Source organism: Paracoccus sp. JM45 (assembly GCF_003590715.1).
Lineage (GTDB): Bacteria > Pseudomonadota > Alphaproteobacteria > Rhodobacterales > Rhodobacteraceae > Paracoccus.
Genome location: NZ_QQVY01000004.1, coordinates 49,947 through 66,374 on the forward strand (window position 1 = coordinate 49,947; position 16,428 = coordinate 66,374).

The following is a 16,428-nucleotide window of genomic DNA, read 5'->3' on the forward strand; positions in this document are numbered from 1 at the left end:
TGAAATCGCCAGAGGTTCAGATCGCCGTGCAGTGCTTGTGGTTTTAACTTGTAACGTTTGGCTTTTTTGCGCCACTCACCCCTGACCGGATTTACAGTCATGACCAGCAAACCCGTCACTCCGGAATCTGCAAATCTGCATGAACGTGCAGGTGTCGCACTCCTGCGATTGGTCGAAACAACCCAGTCCCGCTTGCCGGATCTGGGCGATATCGCGCGCGAAATGGACGAGCCTCTTTCGCGGGTCAGCGAGATCTATGCGACAGCGCAATGCCTGCTGGTGTCGGTCATCGAACAATCTATGACAATCCTGATCGACAGTTGCACACGGGCAGTCGTGCAGGTCGATCCGGATGATCCGATGGGACAATGTCAGGCCCTGATCGAAGCCTATCTGACGTGGGTGACACAGCACCCGTCACAGTTCCGCTTGATGTCGGATCAGAGGTTGCTGGATGTTGCACGCTTTGAAAGCCTTCGCCGCTATCAGGATTCCATTAACGAGCTTGCAGGCCGTATGATGTATCGCGCGCAAGCGCAGGGGCAATTACATCCAAAAGAAGACGTCCCTGCATTGGTTCTGACCAGCCGTTGCTTTGTGTATGGCGTGGCGCGCATGATTGTTGACGGCAGACTGTGTGATTTTTCGGGTGGCAATAACGCAATGGAAGCCGCGCAGAATATCACCCGTGACTATATCCGTCGGGTCGCGCGCGGGTCACAGCCCAGATAGCGCAGCGTGACTTTTTATCCCCTTTCAGGTCGCCATACCATGGGGTATCCCTTGGGCAACCTGGGAATGACGAAAGACATCACGTGAACGATTACATCATCAAGGACATCGCGCTGGCCGATTTTGGCCGTAAAGAACTGGATATCGCCGAAATCGAGATGCCGGGCCTGATGGCCCTGCTTGAGGAATATGGCGACAGCAAACCCCTGAAGGGTGCCCGCATCGTCGGCAGCCTGCATATGACCATCCAGACCGCCGTTCTGATCGAAACGCTGGTCGGACTTGGTGCCGATGTGCGTTGGGCATCCTGCAACATCTATTCGACCCAAGACCATGCAGCGGCCGCCATTGCCGCCGCAGGCATCCCCGTTTTCGCGATCAAGGGTCAAAGCCTTGAAGAGCATTGGGATTATCTGGACCGCTCGTTCCAGTTCGAAGAGGGCGCGAACCTGATTTTGGACGACGGTGGCGATGCGACGCTTTACGTCCTGCTAGGGGCGCGGGCCGAGGCTGGTGAAGACATCATTCCCGTGCCGGAATCCGATGAGGAAGCCGTCATCAAGGCACAGATCGCCAAGCGCATGGCGCAATCGCCCGGCTGGTTCACTAAGACCCGCGACCAGATCCTTGGTGTGTCCGAAGAAACCACGACCGGCGTTCATCGCCTGTATGATCTGCAGAAAAAAGGGCAGCTGCCCTTCCCCGCGATCAACGTGAACGACAGCGTGACCAAGTCGAAATTCGACAATAAATACGGCTGCAAGGAATCGCTGGTCGACGGCATCCGCCGCGCGACCGACGTGATGATGGCTGGCAAGGTTGCTGTTGTCTGCGGTTACGGCGATGTCGGCAAAGGTTGCGCTGCCAGCCTGGTCGGCGCCGGTGCTCGCGTGAAAGTGACCGAGGTCGATCCGATCTGCGCCCTGCAAGCCGCCATGGACGGGTTCGAGGTTGTGACCTTGGAAGACGTCGCAGACAGCGCCGATATTTTTGTCACCACGACGGGCAACAAGGACGTCATCCGTCTGGAACATATGCGCGTCATGAAAAACATGGCGATCGTTGGCAATATCGGCCATTTCGACAATGAAATCCAGGTGGCCAGCCTGCGCAACCACAAATGGACCAACATCAAGGATCAGGTGGACATGATCGAGATGCCCTCGGGCAATCGCATCATCCTGCTGAGCCAGGGTCGTTTGCTGAACCTTGGCAATGCCACCGGCCACCCGTCCTTCGTGATGTCGGCCAGCTTTACCAATCAGGTTCTGGCGCAGATCGAGCTGTGGACCAAGGGCGACGAATATAAGCCCGGCGTCTATATCCTTCCCAAGGCGCTGGACGAAAAAGTTGCACGTTTGCACCTTGAAAAGGTAGGCGCGAAGCTGAGCACGCTTTCCAAGGAACAGGCGGATTACATCGGCGTTACGCCCGAAGGCCCGTTCAAATCAGACCATTACCGGTACTAATCACATGACAGAATATTCGCTGTTTACCTCTGAGTCCGTCTCGGAGGGGCATCCCGACAAGATCGCCGACCAGATTTCGGATGCGATCCTTGATGCCATCCTGACCGAAGATGCGCGCGCCCGTGTGGCCTGCGAGACGATGGTGAAAACCGGCGTCGCCATTATCTCTGGTGAAATCACGACCAGTGCATGGGTGGATCTGGAATCCATCGTGCGCGGCGTCATTAGCGATATCGGATATAATTCATCCGATGTCGGCTTTGACGGTGCGACATGCTCGGTCATCAATATCATCGGCAAGCAATCACCCGAGATCAATCAGGGTGTCGACCGCGCCAGTCTGGAAGAACAGGGTGCGGGCGATCAGGGTCTGATGTTCGGCTATGCCTCGGATGAAACCGACGTGCTGATGCCCGCACCTATCACCTATGCCCACCGTCTGGTTGAACGCCAGTCGAAGGTGCGCCGTGACGGTTCGCTGGCGTGGCTGCGTCCGGATGCCAAATCGCAGGTCACGCTGCGTTATGGTGCCGATGGTCGTCCCGAAGGTATCGACGCCGTCGTGCTGTCCACCCAGCACAACCCCGAAATCAGCTTGGCCGACCTACGCGAAGCTGTGATCGAGGAGATCATCAAGCCGGTTCTTCCCGCAGAATGGCTGAATGCCGACACAAAATACTTCATTAACCCGACCGGCAAGTTTGTCATCGGCGGGCCGGTGGGTGATTGCGGTCTGACGGGTCGCAAGATCATCGTCGACAGCTATGGCGGCATGGCCCGTCATGGTGGCGGTGCATTTTCGGGCAAAGATCCGTCCAAAGTTGACCGTTCTGCGGCCTATGCGGGTCGATGGGTTGCCAAGAATATCGTCGCGGCTGGTCTGGCCCGCCGCTGCGAAATTCAGGTCAGCTATGCCATTGGCGTGGCCGAGCCGACCTCGATTAGCATCAACTGTTTCGGCACGGAGACCGTGCCTGCGGATAAGATCGTCGCCGCCGTGCGCGAGGTTTTCGACCTGCGTCCCTTCGCGATCATCCGCGAATTGGACCTGCTGCACCCAATCTATCGCCCGACTGCCAGCTATGGCCATTTCGGTCGCGACGCCTATGCATTGAACGGGGCAACTGCATTTACGTGGGAACGCACTGATCGCGCCGAGGCGTTGAAGGCGGCTTTGACCTGAAAACAAAAAGGCCGCCCATGATCGGGCGGCCTTTTTCAATCCAAGGACTGGCGATTAATACGCCATGATGCCCCAATATTTCGTTCCGCTGATTGGCCGGCCTTCGTTCGCCAGCAAAAAGCCTGAAATGACGCGGATCAGGCCCCAAACGGCCAGAAAACCCCAGATCAGGAAACCGATTCCGATCATCATTGTCAGCATTCCAAGGAAAGCCAGCAGAAGACTGATCCAGAATGTCCGGATCTGGAACCGCAGATGGCTGTCCAGAACCTGATCCTTCCCGCGCGAGATATAGGCATAGACGACGCCTGCTATCGACGTGAAGGCCACCAGATAACCGACTGCATAAAGGCCATAGATAATCTTAGCAGGCATCAGGTCATGGTCAGTTTTTTGTAGATCAGGCGTCATCTTGATACCTCTGGTTCAGGAATAAAGTTTGCGCGCCCGATCTTCGAAGGCGCGGATGATGCGCGACATCGCCTCGTTGAAGACTACGCCAATCAATCGTTGCAGAATAGCGTTCTTGAATTCGAAATCCACGAAGAACTCGACATGGCATCCACCCTCGGGGCGATCCTTGAAGGTCCAGCCGCTGTTCATGTATTTGAACGGACCGTCCAGATATTCCGTGTCAATTCTGGATACACCATCCGCATTCTCCGGCCACAGCACGACGCGACTGCCGAAACGTTCGCGGAATACTTTGAAGCTGATGACCAGATCGGCAGTAATTTCCTCGGACCCGTCGTCGCGCGGGCTGCGTGTACGGATACGGGCCGCGCTGTTCCACGGAAGGAACTGCGGATAGGATTCAACATCCGCAACCAGATCATACATCTGGCGGGCGCTATAGGGCAAATCTCGGGTATCGTGAGTTTTTGGCAAGGGTTCGCTCTTGAGTTTCGTCGCGGCGTCTGTTTCGATTCACAGCAGGCATTAACAGGCGGAACCCGCGATGAACAATATGATCTGGCTGATGCGCGCCGTAAAATGGGTTAGAAACCCGCCTAGCCCGAAAATGGTCAAGCTGGTGTTCGCGATCATTGCTGCGGGCCTGGTGATGCTTTTGCTTGAAAAGCTTGGAATGTGGCCCGATTGGGCCACAATGGATCACGGCCGAGGTGGACGGGTTCTGCGTTAATCCTTGCGGATAACCACCGGCTGCGGACGCGGTGCACCCAGTTTCAGGGTAATCGCGAAAGCACTCAGCAATCCCATAGCCATTACGATCAGCGTCATTCTTCAGTCCCTCCTGTCCGATACAGCAAATCTAGTCACAGATTCGCCGCTCCGAATGTGTCACATTGTCCCATCTGACCGGAATTGTAACCCCTCATCAGCCATTCCTGTCGCTGGTCGGCCGATCCATGGGTGAAACTGTCCGGCACCGGTGTGCGACCTGCGCTTTGCTGGATAACATCGTCGCCCACCGCCTCTGCGGCACGCATTGCTTCTTCCAGATCACCAACGTCCAGACTACCGAAACGTTCCTGCGCCTGACGTGCCCAGATGCCGGCATAACAATCGGCCTGCAGTTCGGTCATGACCGAAAGGCGGTTGGCGTCCGCTTCGGACTGGCGACCACGTTCCTGATTAACAGCGCCAAGAACGCCGGTCAGGTTCTGGACGTGGTGGCCGACCTCATGCGCGACAACATAGGCGGCAGCAAAATCGCCGCCCGCGCCCATACGGCTTTCCATCATATCGAAGAAATCGGTATCCAGATAGACGTTCTGGTCACCGGGGCAATAAAACGGCCCCATAGCAGCCGAGGCTCCGCCGCAGGCCGATTGCACCGAACCGCGGAACAGCACCAGCTTGGGGTTCACATAATTGACGCCCGCCTGATCAGGCAAGACGGGTGCCCAGACTTCTTCGGTGTCAGCCAGCACAACGGACACGAATTGCCCCCATTCATCGTCACGTTGGGACAGTTCGGTTTGCTGTGATCCGCTATCCAGCCCCTGAACCAATGGGGTAACGTCGATTCCGAAGAAATAGCCGACGCCCAGCACGACCAACGTCCCGACGATACCGATACCGCCTGCCCGTCCCATGCCGCGGCGATCCTCGATGTTGTTACTGCCCCGCCGTCCGCGCCATTTCATCCGGTGATCTTCCTGTTCTGATGATGTTATGCAGGCAACGCGCCCGTCGTCATCGGGTTTCACAGCATAATCACAGCGCTGCGACATTGCCGCAAGATGCTTGACCTTTGGCACGCACAAGGGGATGCACGATAAACTTCAGGGACAAGGGAGCCGTAATGCTGCGCAAGCTATACGATTGGACGATGGGGCTGGCCGCGCATAAGCGCGCGGATGCATGGCTGTTCGGCATCAGCTTTATCGAAAGCAGTGTCTTTCCCATTCCCCCCGATGTCCTGATGATCCCGATGATTCTCGCGCGGCGGGCCCGTGCATGGGTCATTGCATCGATTGCCACGCTGGGGTCGGTTTTCGGTGCCTTGCTTGGCTATTGGATCGGTGCCACCTTGATGGGATCAGTCGGGCAATGGGTGCTGACGCTTTACGGGAAAGAGGCTGCCTATGACCATCTGGCCATGCAATTTGCGGCACAGGGCGGTTGGGCGGTCCTGTTCGCGGCATTGACCCCTTTTCCCTTCAAGGTCATCACGATTTTCTCGGGGGCGGTCGGGCTGTCGATTCCGGTCTTTCTGCTGACCACGATCATTGGACGTGCCGCACGGTTCTTTATTGTTGCGGGATTGTTATGGCGGTTTGGTCCGCCGATCCGTGACTTTATCGAACGCCGCCTCGGCCTTGTCTTTACCATCTTTATGATCTGCCTGATCGGCGGTTTCGCAGTCCTGAGGTTCCTATGAACGGTCAACAGCTTTCCTTTTACGCCGGTGCCGGATCTGCGGCGCTGCTGATCGCAGCGCTTGGCTTTCAGGCCGCCGGCTATATGCCGTGCGAGCTGTGCATCCTGCAGCGTTGGCCCCATGTCGCAGCGATGGTTCTGGCAGCATTGGTCTGGTTGACCGGCTGGACCCGGTCGCTGGCGATCCTTGGCATGATTGCAGCGGGTGCCGCCATGGGGCTGGCCATCTTCCACATGGGTGTCGAAATGACATGGTGGCCCGGTCCCGCACATTGTTCGGGCAGCGTCAGCAGCATCGCCCGCATGTCGGCCAGCGACCTGATGGCAAAACTGCAAGAAACCCCCGTCACCCGCTGCGACGAGGTTGCATGGCGCTTTCTTGGCGTGTCGATGGCCGGATGGAACGCGATCTGGTCGGCGGTTCTGGCCGTGATCTGGGCATTGGCGGCCCGCAAGGGTAACAAAGCCGCTTAATTGACTGATTTACCTGCGGTGACAGCGGGGCCACGATTGCCCCCTGCACCTGCCTCGGCTATACCTAGTATCGACAAGATGTTGAGGAATACCCGTGGCCGACACCCCAGAAGACGATCTGCCCCAAACCCCCGAGAATGGTGACGAAACCAGCACCGAGACACGCGTGGTGATGCACCATGAAGGTCCGGTCATCGACATCAGCGACGAGATGCGGACTTCGTATCTGGACTATGCGATGTCGGTCATCGTCAGCCGTGCAATTCCCGATTTGCGTGACGGCCTGAAACCCGTTCACCGCCGGATCCTCTATGCGATGGATGAAAGCGGGAATACGCCCGACAAATCCTATCGCAAATCGGCGCGTCCGGTCGGTGACGTCATGGGTAAGTATCACCCCCATGGCGACAGCGCGATCTATGACGCACTGGTCCGTCTGGCGCAGGACTTTTCGATGTCGCTGCCGCTTCTGGACGGTCAGGGCAACTTCGGCAGCATGGATGGCGACAGCGCGGCCGCCATGCGTTATACCGAAGTCCGCATGGACAAGCCCGCCAGTTATCTGTTGATGGATATCGACAAGGACACCGTCGATTTTCAGGACAACTATGACGGCAAGGACCGCGAACCGACGGTTCTGCCCGCGCGCTTCCCCAACATGCTGGTCAATGGCGCGGGTGGTATCGCCGTCGGTATGGCGACCAACATCCCGCCCCATAACCTGGGCGAAGTGATCGACGCCACGCTGGAGCTGATCGAAAACCCCGACCTGCCGACCGAACGTCTGCTGGAAATCATCCCCGGTCCCGACTTTCCGACCGGCGCGACGATCCTTGGCCGTTCGGGTGCACGCAAAGCCTATCTGGAAGGGCGCGGCAGCGTCATCATCCGCGCCAAAACCCATATCGAGGAACCGCGCAAGGATCGCTATGCGATCGTCGTAGACGAGATTCCCTATCAGGTAAATAAATCCACCCTGATCGAGAAGATTGCCGAGCTGGCCAAGGAAAAGCGGGTCGAGGGGATTTCCAGCGTTCAGGATGAATCCGACCGTCAGGGTGTCCGCGTTGTCGTAGAACTGAAGCGCGATGCCACCCCCGAGGTTGTGCTGAACCAGTTGTTCCGTTTCACCCAGCTGCAGACCAGCTTTGGCTGCAACATGCTGGCGCTGAACGGCGGCAAGCCGGAACAATTGAAGCTGCGCGATTTTCTGACATATTTCATCAGCTTCCGCGAAGAAGTTGTTGCGCGCCGCACCGCCTATGAACTGCGTAAGGCCCGCGAACGCAGCCATGTGCTGTGTGGTCTGGCCGTCGCGGTCAGCAATGTCGATGAAGTCGTCGCGACCATCCGGTCCTCTGCCGATGCAGGCGAGGCACGCGCCCGCCTGATGGAACGTCGCTGGCCCGCCCATGACATTGTCGAATACCTTCGCCTGATCGACGATCCGCTGCATCCCGTGAACGAAGACGGCACCTATAACCTGTCGGAAACGCAGGCACGTGCCATTCTGGACCTGCGCCTGCAGCGCCTGACGCAGATCGGTGTCAAGGAAGTCACCGACGAATTGCAAAGCCTTGCGGAATCCATCCGCGAATTCTTGGCCATCCTTGCATCGCGCGATCGGATCATGGCAATTATCAGCGACGAACTGCGCGAAATCCGCGGGTTGTTTGCTGTCCCCCGTCGGACGGAAATCGTCAATTGGTCCGGCGACATGATGGACGAAGACCTGATCGAGCGTGAGGATATGGTCGTGACCATCACCTCGGGTGGTTACATCAAGCGCACGGCTTTGGCCGAATTCCGCGCGCAGCGTCGCGGTGGCAAAGGCCTGTCGGGCATGGCGACCAAGGAAGACGACGTCGTCACCACCCTGTTCGTCGCCAATACCCATACCGAATTGCTGTTCTTTACGACCGACGGCATGGTTTACCGCCTGAAGACATGGCGTCTGCCGCTGGGTGGCCGGACCTCGAAGGGCAAGGCCATCGTCAATATCCTGCCAATTGATCCCGGCGTGTCCATCGCCGCATTGATGCCCGTTGATGCGCCGGAAACCGAATGGGAAGCCTATCAGGTCATCTTCGCGACTTCGGAGGGTGATGTCCGCCGCAACGCGCTGTCCGATTTTGCCAGCGTCCGGTCGAACGGCAAAATCGCGATGAAACTGCCCGAAGGCGTCAGCCTGATCGGCGCGCGTATGGCGACCGAAGAAGATGATGTCATGCTGATGACGGCATCGGGTCGTGCCATCCGCTTTTCCACAACTGCGGTGCGCGTCTTCAAAGGCCGCGATTCAACAGGTGTGCGCGGCATCCGTCGGGGCAATGACGACAGCGTTGTCAGCATGTCGATCATCCGCCACTTCGAGGCTGATCCGGCAGAGCGCGTTGCCTATCTGAAAATGCGCCGCGCGGTTGCCGGTGCATTGGATGACGGTGCCGAGGCGGATGAGGACGAAGACAACGTCGCCGAAGGCACGATCACTCAGGAACGCTATGCCCAGATGTCGGCTGCCGAGGATCTGATCCTGACCATCACCGCGAATGGTGCGGGCAAGATCAGCTCCAGCTTCGATTATCCGCTGCGGGGTCGTGGCGGTCAGGGTGTCAGCGCCATGGACCGCGCCATGCGCGGCGGTGCGATCGTGGCCAGCTTCCCTGTCGAAAACGACGACCAGATCATGCTGGCAACCTCGACTGGACAATCGATCCGCGTTCCGGTGGAAGGCATCAGCTTCCGGTCGCGATCGGCTGGCGGGGTCAAGGTCTTCAATACCAGCAGCGGAGAGATCGTCGTTTCGGTCGCCCGCATCGCGGAACAGGCCGATGCTGATGCGCTGCCGGACGAAGATCAGGACTGAAACATCAATACCCGCCCCTGACATCAGGGGCGGGTTCTTCATAAGTGGCGGGGACTGCCTTGGATCAATCGAACGAAACGGTCTTGCGTGAACGACTGCAAACCGGCTTTCTGGGGATCATCGCATTTTCCCTGATACTTTTCATGCTGGTTCAGGCGCGGTTCATCCTGATATCACTGGCCATCGCGATCATCCTGTTTTCCATGACATCCGATGCCATCCATGCAATCTCTTCACGGTTAAAGGTGCCGAACTGGCTGGCAACCACATTGGCGCTGATCGGCATCGCCCTTGGCATCCTGTGGGTCTCGACAACCATCGTCGCACAGGTAAACGAGATTGTCTTTCTGTCCATCAGCTATGCCGAACGTGCCCAAGCCGCCATTCCGGCCCTGACAGAACGCCTTGGACCCGAGGCGCAGGAACGGATCATCACCGCGCTGACAAATTTCAACATTACCGGCTGGATCAGGTCGCTCGCGGGGCAAGCCTCGGGAATTTTGTCGGGCAGCGTGCTGGTGATTTTGTTTGTCGGCTTCATGTTTGCCGAACAGGTCTGGTTTCCACAAAAAGTGCTTCGCCTGTCCGAAGACGCCGATCAGGCCCGTCAGGTGCGCCGGATCATCACCTCGATCATGCATCGCGTGAACCGCTATCTGGTTGTGAAAACGGCGGTCAGCATGGTGACTGCCACGCTGGTCTGGCTGATCTTCAGCGTCGCCGGGCTAGAGCTGGCGACCGCTGTGGCGATTATTACCTTTCTGCTGAACTTCATCCCCTCGATCGGGTCGATTGTGGCGACTGTCATAGCGTCCATTCTGGTCTTTGTGCTGACGGGGGATATGACAATGACATTGATCGTCGGTCTGCTTTGCACATTGGTCCAATTCGTCATTGGCAATGTTATTGATCCGATGCTGCTGGGCCAGACATTGCGGTTGTCCAGCTTCGGAATCATCCTCAGCCTTGCCTTCTGGGGTGCTGTCTGGGGCGTTCCGGGGATGTTTTTGGCGGTGCCGATCATGGTCGCGCTGATGATCGTTTGCGCCCATATCCCGTGGCTGCGGCCTGTTGCGGTGATGCTGTCACGCGAAGGACTTCCCGATGACGGCAGCAGCGACCGGCAGGACAGTCCGCGGGCAGCCTGATATCCACCTATCAAAAAAGGGGCGCACCGGATTGGTGCGCCCCTTTTTTTGTTCACTGTAACCTAGCGGTCGCCGTCACCGGTATCGGGCAGACCCGTTGCGTCATCCGCGTCATCGAATGTCAGACCGGGGTCATGCTTTCGCGTGGATGACGGTCCCTCGGGTTCCGGTTTGGGACCGTTGGTCAAAGCCTCGGGGTTACGCAGCCAGATGTCGCGCTGCGCAAACGGAACCTCGATGTTCTCATCTGCGAAACGACGAACAACTTCGTGTAACACGTCCGAGGTGACACCAAGACCCGCCCCCACATCTGCCAGAATCGCACGGATTTCAAAGTCCAGCGAATCCGCCCCAAGCCCGCGGAACAGGACCGACGGGGGTGGATCAATCGCAACCATCGCCTGATCTTCGATGATTTCGCGCAGAATGCGTTCGACCTTACGGGTATCCGTGCCATAGGCCACGCCCACCGGAATGATGATCCGGCCAACCTTGTTGTGGCGCGTCCAGTTTGTTACCGGTTGACTGATCAGGTCGCTGTTGGGGACAATAACCTCGGTCTTGTCAAAGGTTTCAACCTGCGTCGAGCGGACCGAGATGCGCTTGACGATACCCTGTTGGCCACCCGCGCTGATCCAGTCACCAACGCTGACAGGGCGTTCGATCAGCAGGATGATGCCCGACACAAAGTTGGACACGATGTTTTGCAGACCAAAACCGATACCGACCGACAGTGCACCGGCAACAATCGCAAGCGAGCTGAGATCGATGCCCGCCGATGTGATTGCCATGACCGAGGCAAGGACAATACCGACGTATCCAAGGCCGGACACCAAGGCGTTTTGCCCACCGGGGTCAAGTTTGGTCTTGGGCAGGATCGAGGTGCGGAAAGCCCCCTGAATGGTGCGTGTCAGGCCATAGCCGATACTGAACACGATCAGGAAAGTGATGATCGCACCGGGCGACAGGGTAATGCCACCCAGGCTGACCCCGGACCGGAAACTGATCCAGTATTCACCCAGCTCCTCTAGCGATGCCCCCCAGATATAGAGGAACAGCGGCACCGACAGGACGACCAGCGCAAAGCCGATCAACAGGGGAGCCAACCCGTCGCGCGCGCCCTCGGCCCCGCGTTGCAGCATGTTAAAGACATCCGCGATGAAGTCCTGCAACAGGATCAACGTACCGATCAGCGCCAGTGACAACAGCCACGGCCAGACAAACAGGTTGGCGACATTGATATAGCCAAGTGCCGCGGCGAAAATCGCGATAATCGGGACAATGCGCGTCAACTCACCCGCCCATGCCACGATCCAATGGCGATAGGCCAGATCCTGCGTGATGGAATCACGCGTCAGGCGGCGCAGGATATTGCCCAGACGGAACATCGCCAGACCGGCCAGCACGATCATGATACTGTGCCAGACGCCCGCAGCTGCATCGCTGAAGACCATGGGAACACGGCCAACTTGCGCTTCGCCCCGTTCATACAGACCCGACAAAGGCAGGACTGCCCGCGTCAGTATGTGGTGAACGGTCATGATGCATGCCAGCACGCTGACCATATGAGCTGCTGAAACCCGTGCGGATTCCTTCATGTGCAGTGTGTTATAGGCGATCGCCTCGCGCGGAAAGATTGCGCGGGCCAGCCAGATACCGCCGAACAGGATAATGGCGGCAACAGGCAGGGCGTTCAGGAACGGCGTCGTCCAGGGCCCTGGCAAACCGGTTGCCTGAATGGCGCTGATGGCAAGATAGACGCCTGCCATCGGAATTGCGATCTGGCCCAGTGACACGACGAACGCCAGAACGGCGCGGGAATAGCTGGTGGCACGTGCAGACAGGCGTGACGGAAGACTGGTGATCCACATGCGACCGAAAGTCAGCAGCAATAGCGCAGCGACCAGATAAGCCCCCGCCAAGGGCAACTTGGGTCGAACCTGTTCCCATATATCCGCTGATGCCCCTTGCAAGGACGCCTCGGCGCCGACGCCTTCCAACAGCTCGTAGCCGTCGACCAATGCGGCGGTCCAGCTAGAGGGTAATAAGGGGGATTCTGTCTGTTCGGCCAATGCCAATGCCTGACGGCGACGCACAACCTCGTCTATCTGTGCGATGATAGAGCTGGCGCGGCTGGCGGCCTGTGTGGCGGCAAGGCGCGGGGCCTGTGCTTCGGAAAGCTGTTCGTTCAGTTCTTCGCGACGTGCGGCGATATCGGCATCTTCAGTCTCACCCTCGGCCGGAGCGGCGCCAAGGGCCTCGATCTGGTTGCGAACGGTCGCAATGCGGTCTGCGTTGACGTTCTGTGCAGGCTGCAGGTCTTCGCGCCATTCGCTGATCGTGTCGCGGGCCTTGCTTAGTTCGGCATTGGTCGCTTGGGGGTCCACGGAAAGCGCTTCGACGCGTTCTGCGACCTCTTCCCATTCGTCGTAATCGGGGGTCAGCCCTTGCTGGGCAAGAAGCGGCGTTGCTGTGATGGCGAATAACGCCACCATCAGCATTGCGATAAGATGTCTCATAAGTTGGGGTTAACCTTCGAAGACTGTTGGCAGGTCCGGCGCGGGCTTGGTCAGCCATTCGGGCACAGGAAGTCCTTTGGCACGCAAGAACTCGGGGTTGAACAGTTTGGTCTGGTAACGGTTCCCGTAGTCACACAGGATCGTGACGATGGTATGGCCTGGCCCCATTTCGCGTGCCAGACGGATCGCGCCGGCGACATTGATCCCCGAAGAACCGCCAAGGCACAGTCCCTCGTCCTTGAGCAGGTCGAACACGATCGGCAGCGCTTCGCTGTCGGAAATGCGCCAGCTGAAATCAGGGGTGAACCCTTCAAGGTTTTTCGTAATGCGTCCCTGCCCGATCCCTTCGGTGATCGAACTTCCGGGGCTGTCGAATTCACCGGTGGTATAGAAGGAATGCAATGCGGCCCCTTCGGGATCGGCCAGACCGATCTTGACGCCTTTGGACTGCAGGGCATCCGCGACACCGGTCAGCGTGCCACCCGAACCGACAGCGCAGATAAAGCCGTCGACCTTGCCGCCGGTCTGTTCCCAGATCTCGGGTCCGGTTGTTTCCAGATGCGCCTGACGGTTGGCGGTATTGTCGAACTGGTTGGCCCAGATCGCGCCATTGGGTTCGGTCCGCGCCAGTTCCTCGGCCAGACGGCCCGAATAGCGGACATAGTTGTTGGGGTTCTTATAGGGCGCTGCCGGAACCTCGACCAAGGTCGCACCTGCAAGGCGCAGCATGTCCTTTTTTTCCTGACTTTGCGTTTCAGGAATGACAATAACCGACCGGAACCCCATCGAGGCACCGACAAGTGCCAGACCGATACCGGTGTTGCCTGCGGTCCCTTCGACAATCGTACCACCCGGACGCAGTTCCCCGCGTGCGACGGCATCCTTGATGATATACAGCGCGGCGCGATCCTTTACCGACTGGCCAGGATTCATAAACTCGGCCTTGCCAAGGATTTCACAGCCGGTTTCATCGCTGGCGCGGTTCAGACGGACCAGCGGCGTGTTGCCGATCGCGTCGGCCAGATCAGAACAGATTCGCATGGCGATCGACCTTCTTTCAGGATGGGTTCAATATCATGAATACCTACACATGCAGGCCACCGGTGGGCAACCCCGCCGCAAGGCAGCACGATTATCCCGAACGGCTTAACCCACCCCAAGTTCCGCGCGCAGCCGGTCCACACGCGCATCCAGCCACAGCGATAAGGTTGCCAGCGGACCATTGCTGATCTGGCCCTGTTCGACCAGCGCCGTCAGCTGCGCGCGGTCCATGATATGGCTTCGAATATCTTCGGACTCGGACTCCAGCCCGTGAATGCCTGTCGCCTCGTCGGGCAGGTCGGCAATACCGATAAATTGATAAAGAAATTCGCAAGCAGCACCGGGACTGGGGTAATAGCTGAAGCACGGATGCAGGCTGCTGATGTCCAATGCCGCTTCCTCTTGCGCCTCGCGGCGCATGGCGGTTTCGGGGGTTTCACCGGCATCGACGCGACCGGCGATGGGTTCCAGCAACCACGGCTGTGGGTCACCGCGCAGATAGGGAACGACGCGAAACTGTTCAATGACCATCACCCTGTCCCGCACAGGGTCCCAAGGCAACAGAACTACGGCATCGCCCATCAGAAAGCCTTCGCGCTTCATCAGTGCGGTTCGGCCACCTTCGTGCAAATCATGGGTCAGCCGGATTTCCTGAACCGCGAAATAGCCCTGAAACCGCTGATGCTGCGTGATCACCTGCACCGCATTGCGCCCACGTTCCTTGACCACCCCTTGCCCCGACACAGGCATCCGCGCCCCGCGTATGCGGCTTGCGGCCCATATCCCCACCATCGGCAGTCGCGCGATCAGTCCATTCACGTCTGTATCGGCAGAAACCGACAGCAGCTGCCGCGCGATTTCCGCAGCAAGCGCATCATGGTCGGGATCAGTATGCCAAGGGGCGTTGTCATCACCCTGCCCCGTAATCCCGATCAAAGGATGGCCGGCAATATGGATCACCCGCAGCCCCATGATTTTGGAATAGCGCAGCAGTTCGGGTCCAACCGTCACCGCCACCCCGTCCAGCACCTGATCCGATGTTTTAAAGACCGGCCAACCGTCACGATCAATACCCGCCCTTGTCCCGCCCAGCAGCGTGCCATTCAGCTGGATCGGCTGTCCGGCAAGATCAAGCGCCTGCATCAGCAATGGCTGTGCCAATTGGCCGACAAGTATAACTCTCATAGCTGGCGCCCTTGTAGACGAAGTGCTGCGGCAAGCCCCATGTCATAGGATGTCTGCAGGAAAACCTCGTCATAGGCAGCGAACAGGGCACGGGCCAATGCATCGCCTTCAGGGGACGCGGCATAGGCGATATATTCGTCCAGCTGTTCATCGCTGAGTGAGGAATAGGCCAGCATCAGAAAGGATTGCAGCCAGTCACGAGTATCGGCCTCTATCTGGTCCTGCTGCGACCAGGTTTCCGACAGCATTTCGCCTTCGGACAATGGCATGTCATAGCCCCCGCCTTCGCCGAAGCCGCGTGAAAACGCGACCGAGGCATTCAGCCCGCTGGTCACATTCGGCTCCACCAGATCAGCCACCTCGATCAGGCGGTTGATCTGGTCGACCCGAGGATCATTGCGCGCTGCGGCACGCCTGAATGCGTCTTGTGCGTTTTCGGAAACGGTATCGTCCAGCATCGCCATCCGCGCGGAAATTTCCAATGGCACAAGCTGTCGACCCAAGCCGGTTTCGTAAAAACCAAGTGCCGTGTTCAGAAGCGACAGATCGGAACGCATTAGGACTTTGCCCATGCCCTGACGGAACAGCGTTTGCAATCTGGCTGGTTGATTGATGCGGGCAACCGTTTCGGCCCAGGGTTCCCCACTGCCGGCAATCATCCCCTCTGCCGCAAAGGCAGCAGCCTCATCCGTCGCCTCTTGTTGGAAAATCTGCATTTGCCGGCCAAGGCCCAAGACCTGCCAGATCCGGTCCTGCACATTCGCGGTCGAGGTTGTGCCCTGCACAAATGTCGGACCGGACCGGACCGATTCAAGGTTCACAGCGTCAGCATAAAGCGGACCTGCCACCAGCACGGCCCCGAGATAAAAAATCTTCAGCATCAGCCGCACCTTTCAAAGAAAAATTCGATAGTTATGCTTTTTTTCGCCGAAACCCCCTTGCGCTTCAACCCCTCTCAATTTAA

Annotated in this window: 15 protein-coding genes; 8 read left to right on the plus strand and 7 right to left on the minus strand. The window is 58.2% G+C overall.

Features of this window, described 5'->3' with window-relative positions; genetic code table 11:
* The first annotated feature begins 99 nt into the window (after nt 1–99).
* The 3 genes from DWB67_RS07730 (at nt 100) to metK (ending at nt 3,384) form a co-directional block, all read left to right on the plus strand.
* Nucleotides 100–732, plus strand: a complete 633-nt coding sequence (locus DWB67_RS07730; RefSeq protein WP_119806969.1) for a TetR-like C-terminal domain-containing protein — start codon at nt 100–102, stop codon at nt 730–732.
* Nucleotides 733–815: 83 nt separating this feature from the next.
* Entirely contained in the window at nt 816–2,201 is a 1,386-nt protein-coding gene (gene ahcY / locus DWB67_RS07735; protein WP_119806970.1) for an adenosylhomocysteinase, read from the plus strand.
* A gap of 4 nt (nt 2,202–2,205) precedes the next feature.
* Nucleotides 2,206–3,384, plus strand: a complete 1,179-nt coding sequence (gene metK, locus DWB67_RS07740) for a methionine adenosyltransferase (protein ID WP_119806971.1) — start codon at nt 2,206–2,208, stop codon at nt 3,382–3,384.
* 54 nt (nt 3,385–3,438) lie between these two features.
* Here metK and DWB67_RS07745 read toward each other — a convergent pair whose 3' ends face one another.
* Entirely contained in the window at nt 3,439–3,795 is a 357-nt protein-coding gene (locus DWB67_RS07745) for a hypothetical protein (RefSeq protein ID WP_220475105.1), read from the minus strand.
* 15 nt (nt 3,796–3,810) lie between these two features.
* Complete coding sequence (locus DWB67_RS07750) at nt 3,811–4,272, minus strand: type II toxin-antitoxin system RatA family toxin (protein ID WP_119806972.1); 462 nt, start codon at nt 4,270–4,272, stop codon at nt 3,811–3,813.
* Nucleotides 4,273–4,342: 70 nt separating this feature from the next.
* Here DWB67_RS07750 and DWB67_RS07755 point away from each other — a divergent pair, with 70 nt between their 5' ends.
* Nucleotides 4,343–4,528, plus strand: a complete 186-nt coding sequence (locus DWB67_RS07755; RefSeq protein ID WP_119806973.1) for a hypothetical protein — start codon at nt 4,343–4,345, stop codon at nt 4,526–4,528.
* Between the two features lie 133 nt (nt 4,529–4,661).
* Here DWB67_RS07755 and DWB67_RS07760 read toward each other — a convergent pair whose 3' ends face one another.
* Entirely contained in the window at nt 4,662–5,495 is an 834-nt protein-coding gene (locus DWB67_RS07760; protein ID WP_119807205.1) for a neutral zinc metallopeptidase, read from the minus strand.
* A gap of 158 nt (nt 5,496–5,653) precedes the next feature.
* Between DWB67_RS07760 and DWB67_RS07765 the strand changes: the two genes are divergently transcribed.
* The 4 genes from DWB67_RS07765 to DWB67_RS07780 all read left to right on the plus strand — a co-directional run bounded on the left by DWB67_RS07765 (nt 5,654) and on the right by DWB67_RS07780 (nt 10,719).
* A complete protein-coding gene (locus DWB67_RS07765; RefSeq protein ID WP_119806974.1) occupies nt 5,654–6,232 on the plus strand; it encodes a YqaA family protein in 579 nt (192 codons plus the stop codon).
* Nucleotides 6,229–6,705 (plus strand): disulfide bond formation protein B, encoded by a 477-nt coding sequence (locus tag DWB67_RS07770; protein ID WP_119806975.1) that lies wholly within the window; start codon nt 6,229–6,231, stop codon nt 6,703–6,705. The genes DWB67_RS07765 and DWB67_RS07770 overlap by 4 nt, the downstream gene beginning before the upstream one ends.
* A gap of 172 nt (nt 6,706–6,877) precedes the next feature.
* Nucleotides 6,878–9,571 carry a DNA gyrase subunit A gene (gene gyrA / locus DWB67_RS07775; RefSeq protein ID WP_119807206.1) on the plus strand — a complete coding sequence of 898 codons (2,694 nt, stop codon included), beginning with the start codon at nt 6,878–6,880 and terminating at the stop codon, nt 9,569–9,571.
* A 59-nt stretch (nt 9,572–9,630) separates the two neighbouring features.
* Nucleotides 9,631–10,719, plus strand: a complete 1,089-nt coding sequence (locus tag DWB67_RS07780) for an AI-2E family transporter (RefSeq protein WP_255418595.1) — start codon at nt 9,631–9,633, stop codon at nt 10,717–10,719.
* 62 nt (nt 10,720–10,781) lie between these two features.
* On the opposite strand, the gene DWB67_RS07785 is transcribed toward DWB67_RS07780, so the two are convergent.
* The 4 genes from DWB67_RS07785 to DWB67_RS07800 form a co-directional block, all read right to left on the minus strand.
* Nucleotides 10,782–13,238, minus strand: coding sequence for a DUF3772 domain-containing protein (locus tag DWB67_RS07785; protein ID WP_119806976.1), 2,457 nt, complete (start codon nt 13,236–13,238; stop codon nt 10,782–10,784).
* 9 nt (nt 13,239–13,247) lie between these two features.
* Nucleotides 13,248–14,279 (minus strand): cysteine synthase A, encoded by a 1,032-nt coding sequence (locus DWB67_RS07790; protein ID WP_119806977.1) that lies wholly within the window; start codon nt 14,277–14,279, stop codon nt 13,248–13,250.
* Between the two features lie 105 nt (nt 14,280–14,384).
* The gene (locus DWB67_RS07795) at nt 14,385–15,464 is read right to left on the minus strand and encodes an NUDIX domain-containing protein (RefSeq protein WP_119806978.1); all 1,080 of its coding nucleotides are present in this window, start codon (nt 15,462–15,464) and stop codon (nt 14,385–14,387) included.
* Entirely contained in the window at nt 15,461–16,345 is an 885-nt protein-coding gene (locus DWB67_RS07800; protein WP_119806979.1) for a hypothetical protein, read from the minus strand. The genes DWB67_RS07795 and DWB67_RS07800 overlap by 4 nt, the downstream gene beginning before the upstream one ends.
* Between the last annotated feature and the right edge of the window lie 83 nt (nt 16,346–16,428).

Coding starts and splice junctions, on each gene's coding strand:
- DWB67_RS07730 (WP_119806969.1), top strand. CDS start 100: ATGACCAGCAAACCCGTCACTCCGGAATCTGCAAATCTGCATGAACGT.
- metK (WP_119806971.1), top strand. CDS start 2,206: ATGACAGAATATTCGCTGTTTACCTCTGAGTCCGTCTCGGAGGGGCAT.
- DWB67_RS07745 (WP_220475105.1), bottom strand. CDS start 3,795: ATGACGCCTGATCTACAAAAAACTGACCATGACCTGATGCCTGCTAAG.
- DWB67_RS07755 (WP_119806973.1), top strand. CDS start 4,343: ATGAACAATATGATCTGGCTGATGCGCGCCGTAAAATGGGTTAGAAAC.
- DWB67_RS07760 (WP_119807205.1), bottom strand. CDS start 5,495: ATGAAATGGCGCGGACGGCGGGGCAGTAACAACATCGAGGATCGCCGC.
- DWB67_RS07765 (WP_119806974.1), top strand. CDS start 5,654: ATGCTGCGCAAGCTATACGATTGGACGATGGGGCTGGCCGCGCATAAG.
- DWB67_RS07770 (WP_119806975.1), top strand. CDS start 6,229: ATGAACGGTCAACAGCTTTCCTTTTACGCCGGTGCCGGATCTGCGGCG.
- gyrA (WP_119807206.1), top strand. CDS start 6,878: ATGCACCATGAAGGTCCGGTCATCGACATCAGCGACGAGATGCGGACT.
- DWB67_RS07785 (WP_119806976.1), bottom strand. CDS start 13,238: ATGAGACATCTTATCGCAATGCTGATGGTGGCGTTATTCGCCATCACA.
- DWB67_RS07790 (WP_119806977.1), bottom strand. CDS start 14,279: ATGCGAATCTGTTCTGATCTGGCCGACGCGATCGGCAACACGCCGCTG.
- DWB67_RS07795 (WP_119806978.1), bottom strand. CDS start 15,464: ATGAGAGTTATACTTGTCGGCCAATTGGCACAGCCATTGCTGATGCAG.
- DWB67_RS07800 (WP_119806979.1), bottom strand. CDS start 16,345: ATGCTGAAGATTTTTTATCTCGGGGCCGTGCTGGTGGCAGGTCCGCTT.